The organism is Streptomyces sp. 8N114 (assembly GCF_052245835.1).
GTDB lineage: Bacteria > Actinomycetota > Actinomycetes > Streptomycetales > Streptomycetaceae > Streptomyces.
Genome location: NZ_JBQQBT010000046.1, coordinates 1 through 19438, shown reverse-complemented (window position 1 = coordinate 19438; position 19438 = coordinate 1). Strand labels below are relative to the sequence as shown.

Annotated in this window: 14 protein-coding genes and 1 pseudogene; 12 read left to right on the top strand and 3 right to left on the bottom strand. The window is 72.1% G+C overall.

What is annotated here, in order from left to right; genetic code table 11:
* The 4 genes and pseudogenes from ACTWQF_RS36365 to ACTWQF_RS36350 form a co-directional block, all read left to right on the top strand.
* Window positions 1-953, top strand: a pseudogene (locus ACTWQF_RS36365) (peptidase); the annotation flags it as partial.
* Between the two features lie 448 nt (window positions 954-1401).
* On the top strand, window positions 1402-3066 hold the full coding sequence (gene ettA / locus ACTWQF_RS36360; protein WP_443284052.1) for an energy-dependent translational throttle protein EttA: 1665 nt from the start codon (window positions 1402-1404) through the stop codon (window positions 3064-3066).
* A gap of 4 nt (window positions 3067-3070) precedes the next feature.
* A complete protein-coding gene (locus ACTWQF_RS36355; protein WP_443284050.1) occupies window positions 3071-3496 on the top strand; it encodes an acyl-CoA thioesterase in 426 nt (141 codons plus the stop codon).
* Window positions 3477-4154 carry a hypothetical protein gene (locus tag ACTWQF_RS36350; RefSeq protein WP_443284049.1) on the top strand — a complete coding sequence of 226 codons (678 nt, stop codon included), beginning with the start codon at window positions 3477-3479 and terminating at the stop codon, window positions 4152-4154. The genes ACTWQF_RS36355 and ACTWQF_RS36350 overlap by 20 nt, the downstream gene beginning before the upstream one ends.
* Before the next feature lie 27 nt (window positions 4155-4181).
* Here ACTWQF_RS36350 and ACTWQF_RS36345 read toward each other — a convergent pair whose 3' ends face one another.
* From ACTWQF_RS36345 to ACTWQF_RS36335, 3 genes are all read right to left on the bottom strand, one after another.
* Window positions 4182-4583, bottom strand: coding sequence for a globin (locus ACTWQF_RS36345; RefSeq protein ID WP_443284048.1), 402 nt, complete (start codon window positions 4581-4583; stop codon window positions 4182-4184).
* A gap of 90 nt (window positions 4584-4673) precedes the next feature.
* Complete coding sequence (locus ACTWQF_RS36340; protein WP_443284047.1) at window positions 4674-5750, bottom strand: ABC transporter permease; 1077 nt, start codon at window positions 5748-5750, stop codon at window positions 4674-4676.
* Window positions 5747-6475 (bottom strand): ABC transporter ATP-binding protein, encoded by a 729-nt coding sequence (locus ACTWQF_RS36335; protein ID WP_443284046.1) that lies wholly within the window; start codon window positions 6473-6475, stop codon window positions 5747-5749. The genes ACTWQF_RS36340 and ACTWQF_RS36335 overlap by 4 nt, the downstream gene beginning before the upstream one ends.
* Window positions 6476-6546: 71 nt before the next feature.
* On the opposite strand from ACTWQF_RS36335, the gene ACTWQF_RS36330 reads away from it, so the two are divergent.
* From ACTWQF_RS36330 to ACTWQF_RS36295, 8 genes are all read left to right on the top strand, one after another.
* Entirely contained in the window at window positions 6547-7515 is a 969-nt protein-coding gene (locus ACTWQF_RS36330; protein ID WP_443284045.1) for a methyltransferase domain-containing protein, read from the top strand.
* 333 nt (window positions 7516-7848) lie between these two features.
* Entirely contained in the window at window positions 7849-9312 is a 1464-nt protein-coding gene (locus ACTWQF_RS36325) for a hypothetical protein (RefSeq protein WP_443284044.1), read from the top strand.
* 14 nt (window positions 9313-9326) lie between these two features.
* Window positions 9327-10436: a glutamate ABC transporter substrate-binding protein gene (locus ACTWQF_RS36320; RefSeq protein WP_443284043.1), complete on the top strand. Its 1110-nt coding sequence runs from the start codon at window positions 9327-9329 to the stop codon at window positions 10434-10436.
* Between the two features lie 88 nt (window positions 10437-10524).
* Complete coding sequence (locus ACTWQF_RS36315; protein WP_443284042.1) at window positions 10525-11853, top strand: hypothetical protein; 1329 nt, start codon at window positions 10525-10527, stop codon at window positions 11851-11853.
* 14 nt (window positions 11854-11867) lie between these two features.
* A complete protein-coding gene (locus ACTWQF_RS36310; RefSeq protein WP_443284053.1) occupies window positions 11868-14570 on the top strand; it encodes a tetratricopeptide repeat protein in 2703 nt (900 codons plus the stop codon).
* Between the two features lie 2 nt (window positions 14571-14572).
* Window positions 14573-16126, top strand: coding sequence for a protein phosphatase 2C domain-containing protein (locus tag ACTWQF_RS36305; protein ID WP_443284041.1), 1554 nt, complete (start codon window positions 14573-14575; stop codon window positions 16124-16126).
* Window positions 16127-16274: 148 nt separating this feature from the next.
* Window positions 16275-17630: a vWA domain-containing protein gene (locus ACTWQF_RS36300; RefSeq protein ID WP_443284040.1), complete on the top strand. Its 1356-nt coding sequence runs from the start codon at window positions 16275-16277 to the stop codon at window positions 17628-17630.
* A 120-nt stretch (window positions 17631-17750) separates the two neighbouring features.
* Entirely contained in the window at window positions 17751-19391 is a 1641-nt protein-coding gene (locus ACTWQF_RS36295) for an FHA domain-containing protein (RefSeq protein WP_443284039.1), read from the top strand.
* Window positions 19392-19438: the final 47 nt, after the last annotated feature.

The following is a 19438-nucleotide window of genomic DNA, read 5'->3' as shown; positions in this document are numbered from 1 at the left end:
GGGAGGGGGGGGTGGGGGGGGGGGGGGGGAGGAGGGAGGCCCCCCAGGAGCGCCCCGTCATCACCGCCACCGACCCCTCCGCCCAGAAGCTCGCCGCCTACCTGGTGAAGAAGGCGCGCTCGATGACCGAGCCGGGTCCGTCGCTCACCTTCGACAAGGCCGAGGTCCCGGGCAGGAACGGCGAGCGTCCCGGCCCGGTCACCGTGCGGACGAACGCTGCCACCGTGAGCGTGGCGCCGGAGCCGCACGCCGCCTCCCAGGGGGTGCGGATCGTCGACCGCGACGGCAAGCGGGTCCAAACCGCACGCAACGGGACGCGGCTCCATTTCGAGCTGCCCAAGGGCGCGGAACCCGGCAACGCCTCGCTGACCGCGCAAGCGGCCACCAAGGTGCCCGTGGGGCGGGTCCTCACCGGCGCGGGGGAGCGCGGCCGGGGGCAGGCCCAGGTCCTGGCCGGGTCGAGCCAGTCCACCGTCTCGGCCACCGCCGCCGTCAACTGGGCCGAGCGCGGGCCGGTGCCCGCCACCACCGCGGCGGAGAACTGCGCCGCCTCCGGTGTGGACATCACCGTCGCCAACAGCGGCGACACCGCGTTCCCGTTGCGGGTCGGCAAGCAGCGCGAGGAGATCGCGGAGGGCGAGCACGGGACGGTGACGGTGCCGGTCGCGGAGGACCAGCCGTACCGGATTCCGGTGCGCGGGCCGCACGGGTACGAGAAGACGTTCAGCGGCGTCCTCGACTGCACGACCTCGGCCGCCGCCCGCGGGATCACCCAGCAGAACGCCCCCGAGACGGTCGAGCGCCCCGCCACCGTCGGCGGTGGCAGCGCCGTGACGGGGGACGGGGACCTGGCCGATACGGGCAGCGGCGGCACCCGGCTGTTCGCGGCCCTGGCCATCGGCCTGCTCGCCGTGGGCGTGACCACCCTCCGCATCCTGCGCCGCCGCAGCTGACACCGGGACGGCCGTGGCCCCTGCACGACTGCCGCGCCGGGCCGTCGTAGGGCTCTCACGGCTGCCGCGCCGGGACATACGCGGAGCTCTCACGACTGCCGCGCCGGGACGCACGCCCGAGCTCCCATCGCGGACGCGCCGGGACGGCCGCACGGGCGCCGTTCCGTACCGGCCCCTCTACGAACGGCGCCGGGGCGGCCGTTGCCCCCTCGCGGGCGGCGGCCGGCGGGCGCCTCGGCCCCGGATGAGGGTGCCCGGTTCCGGCGTGACGGGCCGGTGACGGACTGCTGCCGAGGAACCCGTTTCCGGGGTGGGGCCCGGGTGCGGCAAGATGGGGTGCGTATGCCTTACGTGGTGCGGCCGCACATCAACCCGCGGCGCGCTGCCGCATGACGACCCGCGCGGCCTGGCCGCGTACGACTACCTACAGATTGCCGGACGGTTCCTCTTGGCTGAGTACATCTACACCATGCGCAAGGCGCGCAAGGCGCACGGCGACAAGGTGATCCTCGACGACGTCACCTTGAGCTTCCTGCCCGGCGCGAAGATCGGTGTCGTGGGCCCCAACGGTGCGGGCAAGTCCACCGTGCTCAAGATCATGGCGGGTCTGGAGCAGCCCTCCAACGGTGACGCCATGCTCGCGCCCGGCTACAGCGTGGGCATCCTGCTCCAGGAGCCGCCGCTGGACGAGTCGAAGACGGTGCTGGAGAACGTCCAGGACGGTGTCGCGGAGACGAAGCAGCAGCTCGACCGGTTCAACGAGATCGCCGAGCAGATGGCGACCGAGTACACCGACGAGCTGATGGAGGAGATGGGCAAGCTCCAGGAGAAGCTCGACCACTCCAACGCCTGGGACCTGGACGCGCAGCTGGAGCAGGCCATGGACGCGCTTGGCTGCCCGCCCGGCGACTGGCCGGTCACCAACCTGTCCGGCGGTGAGAAGCGCCGCGTCGCGCTGTGCAAGCTGCTGCTGGAGCAGCCCGACCTGCTGCTGCTGGACGAGCCGACCAACCACCTGGACGCCGAGTCGGTGCAGTGGCTGGAGCAGCACCTGGCGAAGTACCAGGGCACTGTGGTGGCCATCACCCACGACCGGTACTTCCTGGACAACGTCGCGGAGTGGATCCTCGAACTGGACCGTGGCCGTGCCCACCCGTACGAGGGCAACTACTCCACGTATCTGGAGAAGAAGCAGACCCGGCTCAAGGTCGAGGGTCAGAAGGACGCCAAGCGGGCCAAGCGCCTCAAGGAAGAGCTGGAGTGGGTCCGCTCCAGCGCCAAGGGGCGGCAGGCCAAGTCCAAGGCTCGGCTGACGCGTTACGAGGAGATGGCCGCCGAGGCGGAGAAGACGCGGAAGCTGGACTTCGAGGAGATCCAGATCCCGCCGGGGCCGCGGCTGGGCAACGTCGTGGTGGAGGTCGAGAACCTGCACAAGGCGTTCGGTGAGAAGGTGCTCATCGACGATCTGTCCTTCTCGCTGCCGCGCAACGGCATCGTCGGCGTGATCGGTCCGAACGGTGCGGGCAAGACCACCCTGTTCAAGATGATCCAGGGGCTGGAGGAGGCCGACTCGGGCACCATCAAGGTGGGCGACACGGTCAAGATCTCCTACGTGGACCAGAGCCGCGCCAACATCGATGCGAAGAAGACGCTGTGGGCGGTCGTCTCCGACGAGCTGGACTACATCAACGTCGGCCAGGTCGAGATGCCTTCGCGCGCCTACGTGAGCGCGTTCGGGTTCAAGGGCCCGGACCAGCAGAAGCCGGCGGGCGTGCTCTCCGGCGGTGAGCGCAACCGTCTCAACCTGGCGCTCACCCTCAAGCAGGGCGGCAACCTGCTGCTGCTGGACGAGCCGACCAACGACCTGGACGTGGAGACGCTCTCCTCGCTGGAGAACGCGCTGCTCGACTTCCCGGGCTGCGCGGTGGTCGTCTCCCACGACCGCTGGTTCCTGGACCGGGTGGCCACGCACATCCTCGCCTACGAGGGTGAGAGCAAGTGGTTCTGGTTCGAGGGCAACTTCGAGTCGTACGAGAAGAACAAGATCGAGCGGCTGGGTCCGGACGCGGCGCGCCCGCACCGGGCGACGTACAAGAAGCTCACCCGGAGCTGACCGGGTGCGGCACAGCTACCGGTGCCCCCTGCGCTGGTCGGACATGGACGCCCTCGGGCACGTCAACAACGCGGTCTACCTCCGCTATCTGGAGGAGGCGCGGATCGACTTCCTGACCCGGTCGGCGCGGGAGGCGGCTCCGGGGGCGTTCGCCGGCGACACGGTGGTGGCGCGGCACGAGATCGACTATCTGCGGCAGTTGGTCCATCAGGCCGATCCGGTGACGGTGGAGCTGTGGGTGGAGAAGCTGGCCGCCGCCTCGGTCACGTTCGGCTACGAGATCAAGGACCCGAAGTCCGCGGAGGGTCCGTTCGTACGGGCGCGGACGGTCGTGGTGCCGTACAACGTGAAGGAGGGCTATCCCCGGCGGCTGTCGGCCGCCGAGCGCTCCTTCCTGGAGGGTTACTTCGATGACAGCCACAGTGGCTGACCGGCTGGTCTTCGCCGACCCCGGGGAGGCGGCGGGTCTCGCCGCCTTCCTGGAGCGGCTGGTGCGCTGGGAGAAGAACGCCGCCGTGCGCATCCAGGCGGGCGGCGGCATGGCCGCCGTGTTCGCCAAACCGGCCCGCTTCGAGGTGCTTGCCGTGCGTACGGGCAGGCTGCTGGAGCCGGTCGAACTGGATGTGACCGTGGCCGCTGGTGAACTGCTGGAGCTGGTCGAGGAGGAGCGGGAGGCCGTCGGCGTCCCCAAGGCCGTCACCGGGCCGTCCTGGGCAGGCGTGCTGCCGCCGCGTGGCGGCTGGCAGGAGTTCGCCAAGGTGCCGGTGGACGCGGTGGGTTCGGTGGCGGCCGCCGCCGTGGGCGAGTTCCGCGAGCGGGCCGAGAAGCTGCCGCCCGAGCAGCGCGGCAGGCAGACGCTGGACGCCCTCGCGGAGGAGATCTGGTCCCGGCCGCTGGGGCGGACCGGGCTGCCGCTGCGTGCCGCGCACGCGGCGCACGCGCTCGGGTTCCTGCGCGGCAAGGACCCGGCGGTCCTGCTGGAGTCCGGCGCCTGGCTGCGGCTGCGGACGGCCTACGGGTCGGTGGTCGTACGGCGCCGGGAGCGCCCCGGCGCGGCAGGCGGAGGGCTGAGCGTCACCCCGGTGTGAGGGCATCCTCCGGGATGCCCGGCCCGTTCAGTCCGCCGAGTTGACCAGCGATCCCGCGGCGTAGACGAGGTACTTCCAGAGCTGGGCCTCCAGGTGCTCGGGCAGCTCCAGGCTGTCGACCGCGTCGCGCATGTGCCGCAGCCAGGCGTCGTGCGCCGCCTGGTTCACCTTGAACGGCGCGTGCCGCATCCGCAGCCGGGGGTGGCCCCGCGCGTCGCTGTAGGTGCGGGGGCCGCCCCAGTACTGCATTAGGAAGAGCGTCAGCCGCTCTTCCGCGGGGCCCAGGTCTTCCTCGGGATACATGGGCCGCAGCAGCGGGTCCTCGGCGACTCCCTGGTAGAAGCGGTGCACCAGGCGTCGAAAGGTCTCCTCACCGCCGACCTGCTCGTAGAAGGTCTGCGTCTCCAGACTGCCGCGCGGAATCTCCATCACCCGTCCATGGTCGCAGACGACCCGGAGGAGGTCTCTCGCCCTAGGACCACACCTCAACGGGCCCTGCCACCACCGCCACCCACCCGGCTATGCCGAGTCCCAGCGGAACAGCCGCGCAGCGATCAGCGTCAGCACCGTGGCGAACAGCAGCAGTCCGCCCATCACGGGCAGCGCGGCGCCCCAGCTCTCACCGCGGCTGAGGACGTCCTGCATGGCCTGGGAGAGGTGCTTCAGCGGCAGGAAGTCGCTGACTGTGCGCACCCACCCCGGTGCGTTGTCCAGCGGGAAGAACGACCCGGACAGGAACGCCATGGGCAGAATGATCAGCTGCGCCAGCCCGTTGGCCGCCTCCTCGGTCTTCGCGAACGAGCCGACCAGCAGTCCGATGGACATGAACGCCAGCGTGCCGCACACGACCAGCGGCAGGCACAGCCACCAGTGTCCGGTCAGTTTCAGTCCGTAGTAGGGGAGGGAGGCGACCGCCAGGAAGATGGCCGTCTGCGCGAAGGCGGTCATCAGATTGACGCCGATGCGGGCGCCCACCACGGTTCTCGCGTTGACCGGGGCGAGCCACAGGCGGCGCAGGATGCGTTTTCTGCGCCAGCTGACGAGGTTGAAGGCGGAGCCGAAGACACCACCCATCGCCACCGCCCAGCCCAGCAGTCCGGGAGTGAGGAACTGGATCGGTTTGGTGGCCTTGTCCTCCACACTGTCCGAGCGCAGGGTGAAGGCGGGCGGCTGCCCGGAGGCACGCTGATTGGCTTGCTGGACGATGCTGTCGAGCACTCCTTGTACGGTGCCCGAGCGCACCTGGTCGGCGGCCGAGAAGCGCAGCTCGACCTTGCCGTCGCGCTGGAAGACGGCCGCGTCGGCGTCGCCCTTGCGGACCTTTTCCAGCGCCTCCTTGCGGGCCGTCGCCGAGCCGTCCGTCTTCTCGATCTTCAAGACGTCGCGCAGGGAAGCGCGCTGTTGGTCCGGCATGCCGTCGAGCACCTTGACCGCGCCGACCTGCACGATCTCGGACCGGTCGACCCCCTGGTCCTTGAAGAGGGCACCGAAGAGCATCAGGAACATCAGCGGGAAGACCATCGTGAAGAACACTGCCGCGCGGTCGCGGGCCAGCCCGCGTGCCATCGCCAGCGACAGGTTGAGAAAGGCTTTCACTCCCGGTACTCCCGCCCCGTCAGCTGGAGGAAGACGTCCTCCAGGGTGTCGACTCCCAGCTCCTGCACGAGCGCGCCCGGCGGTCCCACCCGCAGCACCCGCCCGTGGTCCATGACGGCCACCCGGTCGCACAGGGTCTCGGCCTCGTCCATGTAGTGCGTGGTGAGCACCACCGTGCGGCCGGTGGAGTTGATGCGGCGCAGCAGGTCCCACAGGTTGCGCCTGGCCTGCGGGTCCAGGCCGGTGGTCGGCTCGTCCAGGAAGACCAGCTCCGGGTCGTGCACCAGGGCGCAGGCGATGGACAGCCGCTGCGCCTGTCCGCCCGAGAGCTTGTCCTCCCGGGTGCGGGCCTTCTCCGTCAGCCCGACGGTCTCCAGCATCTCGTCGGCGCGGGAGTCGTCGACTCCGTAGAGCGCGGCGAAGGTACGTATCTGCTCACGAGCCGTCAGCCGCTCGAAGAACGCGGATGCCTGGAGCTGCACGCCTATGCGGTGAAGCAGTGCGGGGTCGCGCGGCCATGACGGGCGGCCCAGCAGGTGCGCCGTTCCCTCGTCCGGTTCGCGCAGTCCCTCCAGGATTTCCATGGTGGTGGTCTTGCCGGCTCCGTTCGGCCCGAGGATGCCGTAGAACTCGCCGTGCTTCACCTGGAGGGAGACACCGTCGACGGCCTGCGTCTCCCCGTACCGTTTGCGCAGCCCGTCGGCTGTGATCGCGTTGTCGGACATGCGCGGAGGCTAGCGGCTGAATTCTGCATTCCGGTCTCGCGGGAACATCGGACTCATCGCACAGTGGAGACATGGCATCGGCTGGTCCCGCGGACCTCGTGCGGGAGATCGTGGCCCGGGGCGGGCTGCGTGACCCGGCGTGGCGTGCGGCCTTCTCCCAGGTGCCCCGCGAGCTTTTCGTGCCGTTCTTCTACGTACCGGCCCCGGGCGGCCGCATGGACCGGCTCTGGCGTGACGACTCCGACCCGGGCCGCAGGTCCCGCTGGCGGGAGGGCGTCTACAGCGACCAGCCGCTGGCCACCCGTATCCGCGACGGCCGGCTGCTCTCCTCCAGCAGCCAGCCCTCCCTGATGGCGACGATGCTGGAGCACCTCCAGGTCACCGACGGTATGAACGTGCTGGAGATCGGCACCGGACCCGGCTACAACGCGGCGCTGCTCAGCCACCGGCTCGGCGACCGGCAGGTGACCACCGTCGATCTCGACCCGGACATCACCGACGCGGCCCGCGGGCACCTCGCCGACGCCGGATACCGGCCCCGGGTGGTCACCGGCGACGGCGCGCAGGGCTGCCGCGCTTACGCGCCCTACGACCGGATCATCGCCACCTGCACGGTGGCCCGGATTCCCGACGCGTGGCCGGCCCAGTGCACGACCGGCGGGCTGATCCTCACTCCGCTGGCGACGGGGCTGCTCGGGCTGCGGGTGGCGGCAGACGGCAGTGCCGCGGGAACCTTCCACAGCACGCCCGCCTATTTCGTTCCGCTGCGCGGCGGAGCAGCCCTGCGCGACGACAGCGGCGGGGAGGGCCTCCCCAGTGGTGTGCCCCCGCACGCACTGAACGACGACCGGTTCCGCTTCCTGCTGGCCCTCACCGGCGGTCATCTGGAGCCCGCCGAGGCATACGCGCTGTGGGGCCGTACGGGACACCCGGAGCGGGAGCGGTACGGCGTCACCGTCCGGGAGGGCCATCAGTGGGCCTGGCTGGACGACCCGGAAGGGCCGCATACCTGGCCACTGGGCGAACCGGACGAACAGTGACCTGAGGCGGCGCACCGCTCCGGCCCGGGAACCGCCGGCCCCTCGGGCGCGTGAGGGAGAACAAGAGTGCGTCGGAAGGGCAGCAGCGCGCAGCGGTTGCCAGGTGCGCCGTAGGGCGGGCCGCGGGCCGGGGGTTTGGTCGCGATCCGAACAAGATCCCGGCCAAGCCGCTGTAGGCACCAGCTGCTGCGGCCATACTGCTGGCTGGGCACTGCCGTCGGGCGTCCTGCCGCCCGCAGACCCGGGCAGGGGAGCCGGGGGACTGTACGGAAGGGAGCAGAGGAGACGCACCGGCAGGGTGTCTGCCAGCGACCAAGGGGGAGGGCTCCAGCCGTGACACAGCCGCCGACCGCGCCACCGACCCCACCGCCCGTGCCCGCGGTACCCCCGGAGGGACCCGGCACGGGCGTCGTCCAGGCCCCGGGCGGGAATGCCGCCCCCCGGCCCGGTGCGGCGCCTTCTGGCTCCTCCGGTGACCCGCGCCGCACGGCGTGGTCCGAGGGCGTACGGCGGCTGCGTACGGCCGCGACCACCGAGCCCGGGCGGCTGCGCGCCATCGGTGCCGTACTCGCCGCTCTGGTCCTGCTGTTCGGGGGTGTGACGGCCTGGCAGATCTCCGACCGGGTGGCCGCGGCCGACGCCGTGGTCGACCACAGTCAGCCGCTGAGTGCGGACGCAGCACACATCTACCGCTCGCTGGCCGACGCCGACACCTCGGCCTCCAGCGGCTTCCTGGCGGGCGGTGACGAGCCGCGTTCGGAGCGGCGGCGCTACGAGAAGGACATCCGCGAGGCGTCCGAACTGCTCGCCAGCGCGGCGGCCAACTCCGCAGGTTCCCGCACCGCACAGCGCCAGATCGCCGTACTCAACCGTGGGCTCCCCGTCTACACGGGACTGGTGGAGTCCGCGCGCGCCAACAACCGGCAGGGTCTCCCGCTGGGCGGCGCCTATCTGCGTTACGCCACCGAGAAGATGCGCGGCGAACTGCTGCCCGCGGCACGCAAGCTGTACACGGCCGAGACCAAGCAGCTGGGGGGCGACTACGACGACGCCAAGAGCTGGCCGCTGCTCGCCGTCGGCACCGGAGTCGTGGCGCTGGCCGCGCTCGGCTGGGCGCAGCGCCGCAACTACCGCCGCACCAACCGTGTCTTCAACCGCGGACTGCTCGGCGGGACCGCCCTCTCGCTCGCCCTGTTGGTGTGGCTCACGGCAGGGCACGCGATGGCGCGCTCCGGGCTGAACGAGTCGGACACCAAGGGCGCCCGCTCGCTGCACGCCCTCAACGAGGCGCGGATAGGCACCCTCCAGGCGCGCGGCGACGAGAACATGACGCTGGTGGCCCGCGGCGGCGGCGCGGTGTACGAGGAGAGCTACCAGAAGCAGATGGCCAAGGTCGCGGGCAACGGCGAACGCGGCCGGGCCGGCAGAGGGCTGCTGGAGGACGCTCGCGATGGCGCGGACGACCGTGCGGGCAGCAGCCCGGTGGAGGAGGCCCAGGAGGCCGTCCGTACGTGGCAGCAGCGGCACAAGCAGGCACGCGCCAAGGACGACGGCGGCAACTACGAGGACGCTGTCGCGCAGGTGATCGGCGCCAAGGACAGTACGCGGGAGAGCTTCGACGAGGTGGACAAGAGCCTCAGCCGCGCCAGTGCGCACGAGCAGCGGCAGTTCGAGAAGGCCGCCGACGCGGGGCGTCACTGGTTCGCCGGGCTGGTGGTCGGCGCCCTGGTGCTGGCCGTGCTCGGCGCCGCGGCTGCCGTACTGGGCATCGGGCGCAGGCTCGCGGAGTACAGGTGAGGAGGGGGGACACCATGTCGGAGCGCGGAAACGCTCGCGGGAACGAGCGCCGTAACGATCGCCGGGGCGAACGCGAGCGGCGGCAGATGAGGCGCGGCAAGCCGTGGGCCGTCGCCGCGGGTGGTTTGGCGGTCACGGCGGCGGTCCTGGTTTCCACGGTGCTGTCCACCGGGCTGACGGGACCCTCCGGGGCCACGGGAGTCACCGGGCAGGGCGAGGCGGAGCGCGGTGCGGGCATCACCTCCGGCCGTCCTGCGTCCGCTTCCGAGCCCGGGGCCGAGCCCAAGCCGGAGAAGTGCGAGGACGGCCACAACCCCGCCGAGAGCCTCAAGCCCTCCGGCGCCTCGGGTGACGCGGTCAAGCGGATCAAGAAGAAGGGGAAGCTGGTCGTCGGCGTAGACCAGAACAGCTATCTGTGGGGCTACCGCGACCCGGCCACCGGCAAGATCGAGGGCTTCGACATCGACCTGGTGAAGGCCATCGCCCGCGATCTGCTGGGCGGCGACGGGCCGGACAAGATCATCTACCGGACCATCCCCACCGACCAGCGCATCCCCGCCATCCAGAAGGGCGATGTCGACATGGTCGTACGAACCATGACGATCAACTGTGAACGGATCGATCAGGTCGCCTTCTCCACCGCCTACTTCGAGGCGGGCCAGCAGCTGCTCGTGCCGAAGAAACGCGCCCGTGTCAAGGGCTTCGACAGCAGCATGCGCGGCAAACGCGTGTGCTACGACTCCGGCTCCACGGCGGCGGAGATGATGAAGTCCCCCGGCTACGCGGCTCTGGGCGCCGAGCCCGTCGTCGTTTCCAACCAGCTCGACTGTCTGGTGCGCCTCCAGCTCGGCGAGGCGGATGCCACCGTGACCGACAGCGCCTTGGCTGCCGCACAGGCCGCACAGGACCCCTCTGTCGAACTCATCGGTGAGCCGGAGACGGTGGAGCCGTACGGTGTCGCGATGAACCTCAAGGACAAGGATCTCGTCCGCAGGGTCAACAAGGTTCTGGAGGACTACCGCAAGGACAAGTGGAAGTCTTCCTACGACCGCTGGCTGGCCGAGGACATGATGGGTACGGAAGGGAAGAAACCCGCACCGCCGAAGCCGCTCTACCGTGACTGAACCACCTGCCGCGGTGACAGAACCGGTTGCCGTGGTCGCGTTGCCGAAGTGCCGGTCCGTGAGTACGAGTCGAACAGCGAGGTGATCGATGGGGCCCGCGGGTGCCGCCGGAGAGGTGATGAGCCGGGAGGAGGCCGACCGTGTGCTGGAACGGCTGGACGCCGAGCACGAAGCGGTCGAGTCCTCCCTGCTGGCGCTCCAGGACCACGCCGGGCGCAGGCTTCTGGAGGGCGCACAGCTCGCCGGGACGACCGCGCACCGCTGGACACGTGCCGAGGCGGCCATCACCTCGCTGTGGAACGGGTTCGACGTCTACTCACGCACCCTGCACCAGGCCCGCGAACTGCGGGCCCGCCGTCGCTGGCCCAGCCGTGACGACCTGGTCGAGCTGACCCGCCTGCTGCGCGGCACCCTCACCGTGCCCGGCGGGGCACTGCCCGGCTCTCCGGGCGCGAGCCTCACCGAGGTACCCAGACTCGCCGAGGAGTTGACCCTCACCCAGCTCGTCGAGCGGATGAACGAGTGGTACGCGCAGGCCCTCGACGTAGTAGCGGCGGCCGACTCCGTATGGTCCGCGCTGCCTGCCCGGATCGACATGCTCGCCGCCGAACTGGGCCGTGTGCGCTCCCTGGCGCACTCGGTGGGCGTGCGCCCCGGCGAGCACCCGGCCGCCGACGACCTGGAACGCACCACGGCCGAACTCAAGGCACTGCGCGAGGAGGTCGTCCAGGACCCGCTCGCCTTCTGGACGCCGACCGGCGGCAGCGGCGCACCGGGCGGCGGCCGGCCCGACACCACCCGCTACGACAGCGCGGCCCGCGCCCTCGAGGAGGTACGGCGCGAGATCGACGCCGTGCTCGCCGTACGGCAGGACGCCGAAGCGCGGCTGATGAAACTGCGCGACCTGCTCACCCGCGCAGACCGCACCCTCGCCGAGGCCCGCGCGGCGCGCGGCGAGGTGCTGGCGAAGATCGCCGCCTCGGAGGTGCCCGCCGTCAGCGGACCACCCACCGTGCTCCAGGAACAGCTCGCCACGGCCGCCGAGTACCGCAGACACGCTCAGTGGCACCGGCTCTCCCCGCTGCTGGAGAGCCTGGAGGAGCGGGCCGAGGAGGAACTGGAGCGCGCCCGCGCCCAGCTGTCGGCCGTCACTGCGCCACTGGCCGTCCGCGCGGAACTGCGCGGCCGCCTGGACGCGTACAAGGCGAAGGTGGCACAGAACGGCCTGGCGGAGGACCGCCTGCTGATCGAGCGCTACGACGTGGCGCGCAGGATGCTGTGGAGCGCTCCCTGCGACCTGCGGGCCGCCGAGGACGCCGTACTGCGCTACCAGTGGGCCGCGCAGGAGGCACTCCAGCAGCGGCAGCAGGACGCTCGGGACGCTGCGGGCGGAGCAATGAACATGGGGGCAGAGTGAGCGAGCAGTCGAGCATGCAGAACCGGCCGTGCCAACGGCCCCAGTGCGAGGGCACATACGAGGACATGGGAGCGGGCGAGCTGTACTGCAACACCTGCGGGCTCGCCCCCGTGGTGGCACCCGGCGGGGTGCTGGGCTCGGCGCCGACCGGGATGACCAGCCCGGGGCGCGACAGCCGCTCCTCGGGCTCCGCACGCTCCAGCTCCTCCTCGCGGGCCTCCTCGCGCTCCACCGGGCGCTCCCAGTCCTCCCGCCGCTCGGTCTCCGGGCGGCTCTCCCGCTCGCTGTCCGGACGGAGCACGGAGCGCTCGGTGTCCGTGCGCAGCGCCCGCTCCTCCGCCAAGAGCTCCAGCCGGGGCAGGCTGGGCGCCGGGCTGGTGCAGATCCCGGAGGTGCCCAGGCCGGACCCGGCAGGTGTCGTCCTGGAGAACCCCGAAGTACCCGAGCGCAAGCGCTTCTGCAGCACCAGCGACTGCGGCGCACCCGTGGGACGCGCACGCGGTGACAGGCCGGGCCGCACGGAAGGTTTCTGCACCCAGTGCGGGCACCCCTACTCCTTCGTGCCCAAGCTGCGCCCCGGCGACATCGTGCACGGCCAGTACGAGGTCGCCGGGTGCCTGGCGCACGGCGGGCTCGGCTGGGTCTATCTGGCCGTCGACCGCGCCGTCTCCGACCGCTGGGTCGTCCTCAAGGGCCTGCTGGACACCGGCGACCAGGACGCGATGGCCGCCGCGATCGCCGAACGGCGCTTCCTGGCGGAGATCGAGCACTCCAACATCGTCCGGATCTACAACTTCGTCGAACACCTCGACCAGCGCACCGGCAGCCTCGACGGCTACATCGTGATGGAGTACGTCGGCGGCAGTTCGCTCAAACAGATCGCCAACGCCCGGCGCACCCCCGACGGCAAGCGCGACCCCCTCCCTGTGGAGCAGGCGTGCGCCTACGGCATCGAGGCCCTGGAGGCTCTCGGGCATCTGCACAGCCGCAATCTGCTCTACTGCGACTTCAAGGTCGACAACGCGATACAGCAGGGCGACCAGCTCAAGCTGATCGACATGGGCGCGGTGCGCCGCATGGACGACGACGACAGTGCCATCTACGGCACCGTCGGCTACCAGGCCCCCGAGGTCGCCGAGGAGGGTGCCTCGGTCGCCTCCGACCTGTACACCGTGGCGCGGACGCTGGCCGTCCTCACCTTCGACTTCCAGGGCTACACCAACGTCTACGTCGACAGCCTGCCCAACCCGGAGAACATCGAGGTCTTCCAGCGGTACGAGTCGTTCTACCGGCTCCTGGTACGCGCGACCGATCCCGACCCGCGGCGCAGGTTCGCCTCCGCTCAGGAGATGTCCGACCAACTGCTGGGCGTGCTGCGCGAGGTCGTGGCCCTGCAGACCGGAAAACCGCGGCCCGCCCTGTCCAACCTGTTCGGGCCCGAACTGCGGGTCGTGGACACCGGACTGTTCGCCCCGCAGGCCGGCGACGCCTCGCTGCTGGGGGCGCGCGACCCGGCGGGCAAGCAGCGCCGCGCGGGTAAGGCGCAGATGACGATTCCGGCCCAGCTCCCCGCCGCGGTGTCCGCCTCCTCGGCTGCGACCGCCACAGCGACGGCGGCTCCCTCCGGGGTGGCGACGGCGGCACCGGCCCGCACCGCGCGACCCGCGCCGCTGGCCTCGTTCCCCGTACCGTCCGGTGGCGGTGCCGAGGGGGCCGCGGGCACGGGCATCGCGCTGGCCCTGCTGCGGACGCGGCAGACAGCGCTGGCGCTGCCCGTACCGCGGGTCGACCCCTCCGATCCCAACGCTGGCTTCCTCGCCGGGCTGATGGCCTCGTCGCCCGCCGACCTGATCACCGCCCTGGAGGGGGCGGCGACCGACTCCCTCGAGCTGCGGCTGCGCAAGCTGCGCGCGCTCCTGGAGACGGACCAGGGGCGGAACGGCGCCGAGTCGGCACTGGAAGCCCTGGACGCGCTGGAGGCCCGGCACGCCGACGACTGGCGCGTCGTCTGGTACCGCGGCCTGGCGTCCCTGGTGACGGGTGACCGGGAGACCGCCGCGCTGTCCTTCGACGCGGTCTACGACGCGTTCCCCGGTGAACCGGCGCCCAAGCTCGCGCTGGGCGGCTGCGCGGAGGTGCTCGGCCAGTTGGACAACGCGGCGGAGTACTACCGGCTGGTGTGGACGACCGACCCCTCGTACGTGAGCGCCGCGTTCGGCCTGGCGCGGGTGCGGCTGGCGACCGGCGACAGGGAAGGCGCCGTACAGGTGCTGGAGTCGGTACCGGAGTCCTCCATCCACTTCACCGCGGCACGTGTGGCGGCCGTCCGCGCGCGGCTTCGGCAGCGCTCGCCCCACGAGCCGCTGCTGGAGGACCTCCAGGCGGCGGCGCAGCAGGTGGCGGACCTGGAACATGTCGGGCTGGATGCCGTACGCCGCCACGAGCTGACCTGCGAGGTACTCGGCTGCGCACTCGACTGGCTGCTGTGCCAGGCTGTTCCCGCCCGGGGGGCCGCCCCCGGGTCCGCGCCTGCGGGTGCGCCGGGCTCGCCACCCGGTGCCGGGGTACGGCTGTTGGACAGTCCGCTCACCGAGGAGGGGCTGCGCTTCGGCCTGGAGCGCTCCTACCGGCTGCTCGCCCGGCTCGCGCAGAGCGGAACCGAGAGGATCGAACTGGTGGAACGGGCCAACCGTTTCCGCCCCCGGACGTGGGTGTGACCATGCCTCAGCTGGACCAACTCTCCGCCTGCCCGAGCTGTGCGGAACCGCTCGAGGAGGGTGACCGTTTCTGCGGCGCGTGCGGCGCGGACCTCGAAGCCGCCGCAGCCGCAGCGCAGGGCTTCGCAGCCCACCGCGACGCACCCCCCGCACCACGCACCCCCACCCTTCCGGACGGCCTCCCGGCGGCGCCCCCGGCCGGCTACGGCTACCCCCCTCCTCCGCCCCCGCCCCCCGCAGCTCCGCCGGGAGCTCCGGCCCCGCCCGCGCAGGTGCAGGCAGGGGCGGCGGCCGGGCCAGGGCAGGCGTTTCCCGTAGCACCGGGGGAGGCCGCCGCCGGTGTGGCCGAACAGAACCCGCCGCCCACCACACCGCCGACGCCCTCCATGCCGGCCGCCGCCGCTGCCGAACCGGCGTCGGCCGAGCCCGACTTCGCACTGCCGCCCGCCGTCGGGCGCCCCGGAACACCGACGCTGCCGGACGCCCCCGGGGCAGCACCCCTGACCTCCGCGGAGCCTGCGGGACCTCACGCTCCCGCGGACACCCCCGCGCCCGCGCCCACCGCGCCCGACCCGCGGACGGTGCTGGACGAGCCCGGGGCGCCACAGAGCGCCGCCGACCGCGAAGGAGCCGCTGCCGGGCCGGAGCCGTCGGGGCCCACCTGTGTGGCCTGCGGGACCGGCACCATCGACAGCGACGGATACTGCGAGCACTGCGGCCACAAACAGCCCCGGGACCGCGACCACATGGAGTCGGCGCTCGGCACCGTGGCAGCGGCCAGCGACCGGGGTCTGCGGCACCACCGCAACGAGGACTTCTTCGCCATCGCGGAGACCACCACGTCCCAGGGGACGCCCGCGACGTTCGCCGTCATCTGTGACGGCGTCTCCTCGGCCACCCGCCCCGACGAGGCGTCGGCGGCGGCGGCCGAGGCCGCCAGCGCCTCGCTGTGCCAGGCGCTGCCGCTGGGCCGGCACCCGCAGCAGGCGATGCACGACGCGCTGGTCGCCGCCTCCGACGCGGTCAACGCGCTGGCCGCCGAGGCACCTGTCGAACCGTCCAAGAACGCGCCCGCCTGCACCGTCGTCAGCGCGCTGAGCGCCGACGGCATCCTGACCGTCGGCTGGATCGGCGACAGCCGCGTCTACTGGGTGCCCGACGACCGTACGGCGGCCCCGGCGCGGCTGACCGAGGACGACTCCTGGGCCGCGCAGATGGTCGCCGCGGGGCTGATGAACGAGGCCGAGGCGTACGCCGATCCCCGTGCGCACGCCATCACCGGCTGGCTGGGCGCTGACGCGTACGAAATCGACCCGCACACGGCCTCGTTCAAGCCCGAACAGCCAGGCGTCGTGGTGGTGTGCACGGACGGCCTGTGGAACTACGCCGAATCCGCCGAGGAGATGGCAGCCGCCGTTCCGTCGGACGCCCTCACCCGGCCGCTCCAGTCCGCGCAGCACTTGGTCGGCTACGCGCTGGACGGCGGTGGGCACGACAACGTAACGGTGGCCGTGGTGCCGTTCCCCGCGCCCCCGGGAGGGGCAGGATCGGCCTGAGTCGAGCACGCTGCGGGGGGCCTCAGGGGACTGCAGGAGTGGTGCCGGGGACGACAAGGACGCTGTCCGGGGGGAAGGGCCGCGAGCATCACCGCACTTCCGCCCGCCCCTTTACTTGTCGCTGTAGAGCAAGACAGGAGCGGAACTGATGGCCAACTTCTCCAAGTCCAACGCGCCGCGCTTCTCGGTGGACGTCTACCAGAACGAGTACCTTCCCGAAGGCGCCCGGGAGGTCAATGCCATCGTCACCGTCACTTCCACGGGAGGCGGTACCACGGGGGGCGTTCCGCTGCCGGTGACCGATCCGGCCCGCGCCTCCGAGTACCAGGGCGCGGACGCCGCGGTCGTCATCATGGTCGACTGCTCCGGCTCGATGGACTACCCGCCCACCAAGATGCGCAACGCGCGCGACGCCACAGCGGCGGCCATCGACACCCTCAGGGACGGCGTCTCCTTCGCCGTCGTCGCCGGCACCCACAAGGCCCAGGAAGTGTTCCCCGGAGGCGGGGCGCTCGCCACCGCCGACGCCACCACCCGCGCCCAGGCCAAGGACGCACTGCGCGGACTGTCGGCGGGCGGCGGCACCGCCATCGGGACCTGGCTGCGGCTGGCCGACCAGCTGCTGAGCTCGGCGGACGTCACCATCCGGCACGGCATCCTGCTCACCGACGGGCGCAACGAGCACGAGGAGCCCAAGCAGTTGCAGGACGCGCTGGAGGCGTGCGCGGGCCGCTTCACCTGTGACGCGCGGGGAGTGGGCACCGACTGGGAGGTCAAGGAGGTCACCGGGATCGCCTCAGCGCTGCTCGGCACCGCCGACATCGTGGCCGATCCGGACGGACTGGCGGCGGACTTCACACAGATGATGGAGAACGCCATGGGCAAGGAGGTCGCCGATGTGGCGCTGCGCCTGTGGACTCCGCAGGGCTCCCGGATCGCCTACGTCAAGCAGGTGGCGCCCACGGTCGAGGAGTTGACCGAACGCCGTACGGAGGCCGGACCGCGCGCCGGTGACTACCCGACAGGGTCATGGGGGGACGAGTCCCGCGACTACCACGTCTGTGTGGAGGTGCCGGCTGCCGAGGTCGGTCAGGAGATGCTCGCAGCCCGGGTCTCGTTGGTCCTCCCGGCGCCCGACGGCGGCACTCCGCAGACGCTCGGGCAGGGGCTGGTGCGCGCGGTGTGGACGGACGACATGGCGGCCACCACCTCCATCAACCCGCAGGTCGCGCACTACACCGGGCAGGCCGAACTGGCGCAGGCGATCCAGACGGGCCTCGATCTCCGGAAGGCCGGGGACGAAGCAGGCGCAACGGCCAAACTGGGACGAGCCGTACAGCTGGCGAACGAGTCGGGGAACGCGGATACTGCGAAACTGCTTTCGAAGGTGGTCGACGTGGTGGATGCCGCGACGGGTACTGTTCGACTGAAGGCGAAGGTCGCCGAGGCCGATGAGATGACGCTGGAGACGCGGTCCACCAAGACGGTCCGCGTGAAGCGATAGCCGCACCGGCCGCGGTGGGCAGTCCGTAACGAACTTCACAGCCCACACAGCCCGTACAACCGGCACGATCCGTACCAGCAGGTACCGAAGAGCAGGAGCACGGAGGGGGAGGCACTCACCATGCCGACTTGCCCGAACGGCCACCAGTCTGCGGCCGACGACTGGTGCGAGGTCTGCGGTCACCGCATGACCGGCGCACCGGCGTCGCCCGCTGGTGCCGTACCGCCGCCCCCTCAGCCGTCCGCACCCGGCGGCTACGGCTACCCGGGCCCGCCCGGCCCGCCGCCCGCCCCCGGCCAGGGCCATGGCCACCAGCCGGGACAGGGCTACGGCTATCCGGGACCCGACTCGGGCCCGCCCGAGCTGTGCCCCCAGTGCGGCACCCCCAGGGAGTCCATGGCGCCCTTCTGCGAGGAGTGCCGCTACAACTTCCTGACCCACTCGCCGACGACGTACGTCCCGCCGGGCCAGCAGCCTCAGCCCGGCGGTCCCGGCTTCCCGCCGCCCCACGGCCAGGGCGCCCCCGGGCCCGGCGGACCGGGCGGTCCGCCCGGTCCGGGTGGCCCCGGCATGGGAGCCCCCGGCGGGCCCCCTCCCCCCGGCGTTCCTGAGGGCCCCGGGCCAGGCGGCCCCAGCTTCGGCGGCCCCGGCGCGCAGGGTCCTGGTCCTCAGGGTCCCGGCCCGCAGGGTCCTGGTCCCCAGGGTCCTGGTCCCCAGGGTCCCGGCGCGCAAGGTCCTGGCCATCCGGGCGAGCCCGGCGGTCAGGCCGGTCCGGAGGGCCCTGGCTCGAACGTCCCCAGCTGGCCCGGTCCGCCGGGACCTGGTGCGGGGCCCCAGGGTGAGCCCGGTGCGCCGGGGGCACCCGGCCAGGGCCCCGGCCCGTTCGACGGCCCCGGCGGGTTCCCCGGGCAGGGACAGCCCTACCCCTCCGGCCCTGGAGCCGAGCCGTACGGTGGCCGGCCCGGGCAGCCCGCCAACAGTGACTGGGAGCTCTCCCCGCCCGGCCCCGCCGAGCAGCAGCTGGGTGCGCCCCCGGCGCCGCCGCAGACGCCCGACGGCCCTCCCGGCCCGCCGCCCCCCGCCACGGTCGGGCCCCCGGCACCGGGCGTACCGGCCCAGCCCGGCCCCGGCGACCCGGCCCAACAGCCGGGCCAGCCGCAACCAAGCCAGGACTACGGCCAGCCGCAACCAGGCCACGACTACGGCCAGCCGCAACCGGGCCCGGACTACGGTCAGCAGCAACCAAGCCAGGACTACGGCCAGCAGCAGCCCGGCCAGCCGGATTACGGCCCGCAGCAGGGTCAGCCGCCCGGCCCGGACTACGGCCAGCAGGGCGCGGGTGCCCCGCAGGGCGGCGGAGCGTGGACGGCGATGATCGCGCCGGACCGCGCGTACTTCGCCGCGATGATGCAGCGCAGCGGCCCCGAGGCGGCGGCGCTCAACCTTCCCGCGTACTCGCCGGAGCAGCAGCTGCCGCTCACGGGCCCGCAGATCACCATCGGCCGCCGCCGTGCCTCCACGGGAGAGGCCCCGGACATCGACCTGGGCCGCCCCCCGGAGGACCCGGGTGTCTCGCACCAGCACGCGGTGCTGGTGCAGCAGCCGGACGGCAGCTGGTCCGTCGTCGACCAGGACTCGACCAACGGCACCACCATCAACGGCGCCGAGGAGCCGATCCAGCCCTTCGTGCCCGTCCCCCTCAAGGAGGGCGACCGGGTCCACGTGGGTGCGTGGACGACGATCACCCTGGTACGCCGGTAACTTCGGCCCGGCAGCGGGGGGGGGGGTGGGGGAGCCCGCGCAAGAGG

Coding starts and splice junctions, on each gene's coding strand:
- ACTWQF_RS36315 (WP_443284042.1), top strand. CDS start 10,525: ATGGGGCCCGCGGGTGCCGCCGGAGAGGTGATGAGCCGGGAGGAGGCC.
- ACTWQF_RS36330 (WP_443284045.1), top strand. CDS start 6,547: ATGGCATCGGCTGGTCCCGCGGACCTCGTGCGGGAGATCGTGGCCCGG.
- ACTWQF_RS36300 (WP_443284040.1), top strand. CDS start 16,275: ATGGCCAACTTCTCCAAGTCCAACGCGCCGCGCTTCTCGGTGGACGTC.
- ACTWQF_RS36305 (WP_443284041.1), top strand. CDS start 14,573: ATGCCTCAGCTGGACCAACTCTCCGCCTGCCCGAGCTGTGCGGAACCG.
- ACTWQF_RS36310 (WP_443284053.1), top strand. CDS start 11,868: ATGCAGAACCGGCCGTGCCAACGGCCCCAGTGCGAGGGCACATACGAG.
- ACTWQF_RS36295 (WP_443284039.1), top strand. CDS start 17,751: ATGCCGACTTGCCCGAACGGCCACCAGTCTGCGGCCGACGACTGGTGC.
- ACTWQF_RS36350 (WP_443284049.1), top strand. CDS start 3,477: ATGACAGCCACAGTGGCTGACCGGCTGGTCTTCGCCGACCCCGGGGAG.
- ACTWQF_RS36335 (WP_443284046.1), bottom strand. CDS start 6,475: ATGTCCGACAACGCGATCACAGCCGACGGGCTGCGCAAACGGTACGGG.
- ACTWQF_RS36345 (WP_443284048.1), bottom strand. CDS start 4,583: ATGGAGATTCCGCGCGGCAGTCTGGAGACGCAGACCTTCTACGAGCAG.
- ACTWQF_RS36320 (WP_443284043.1), top strand. CDS start 9,327: ATGTCGGAGCGCGGAAACGCTCGCGGGAACGAGCGCCGTAACGATCGC.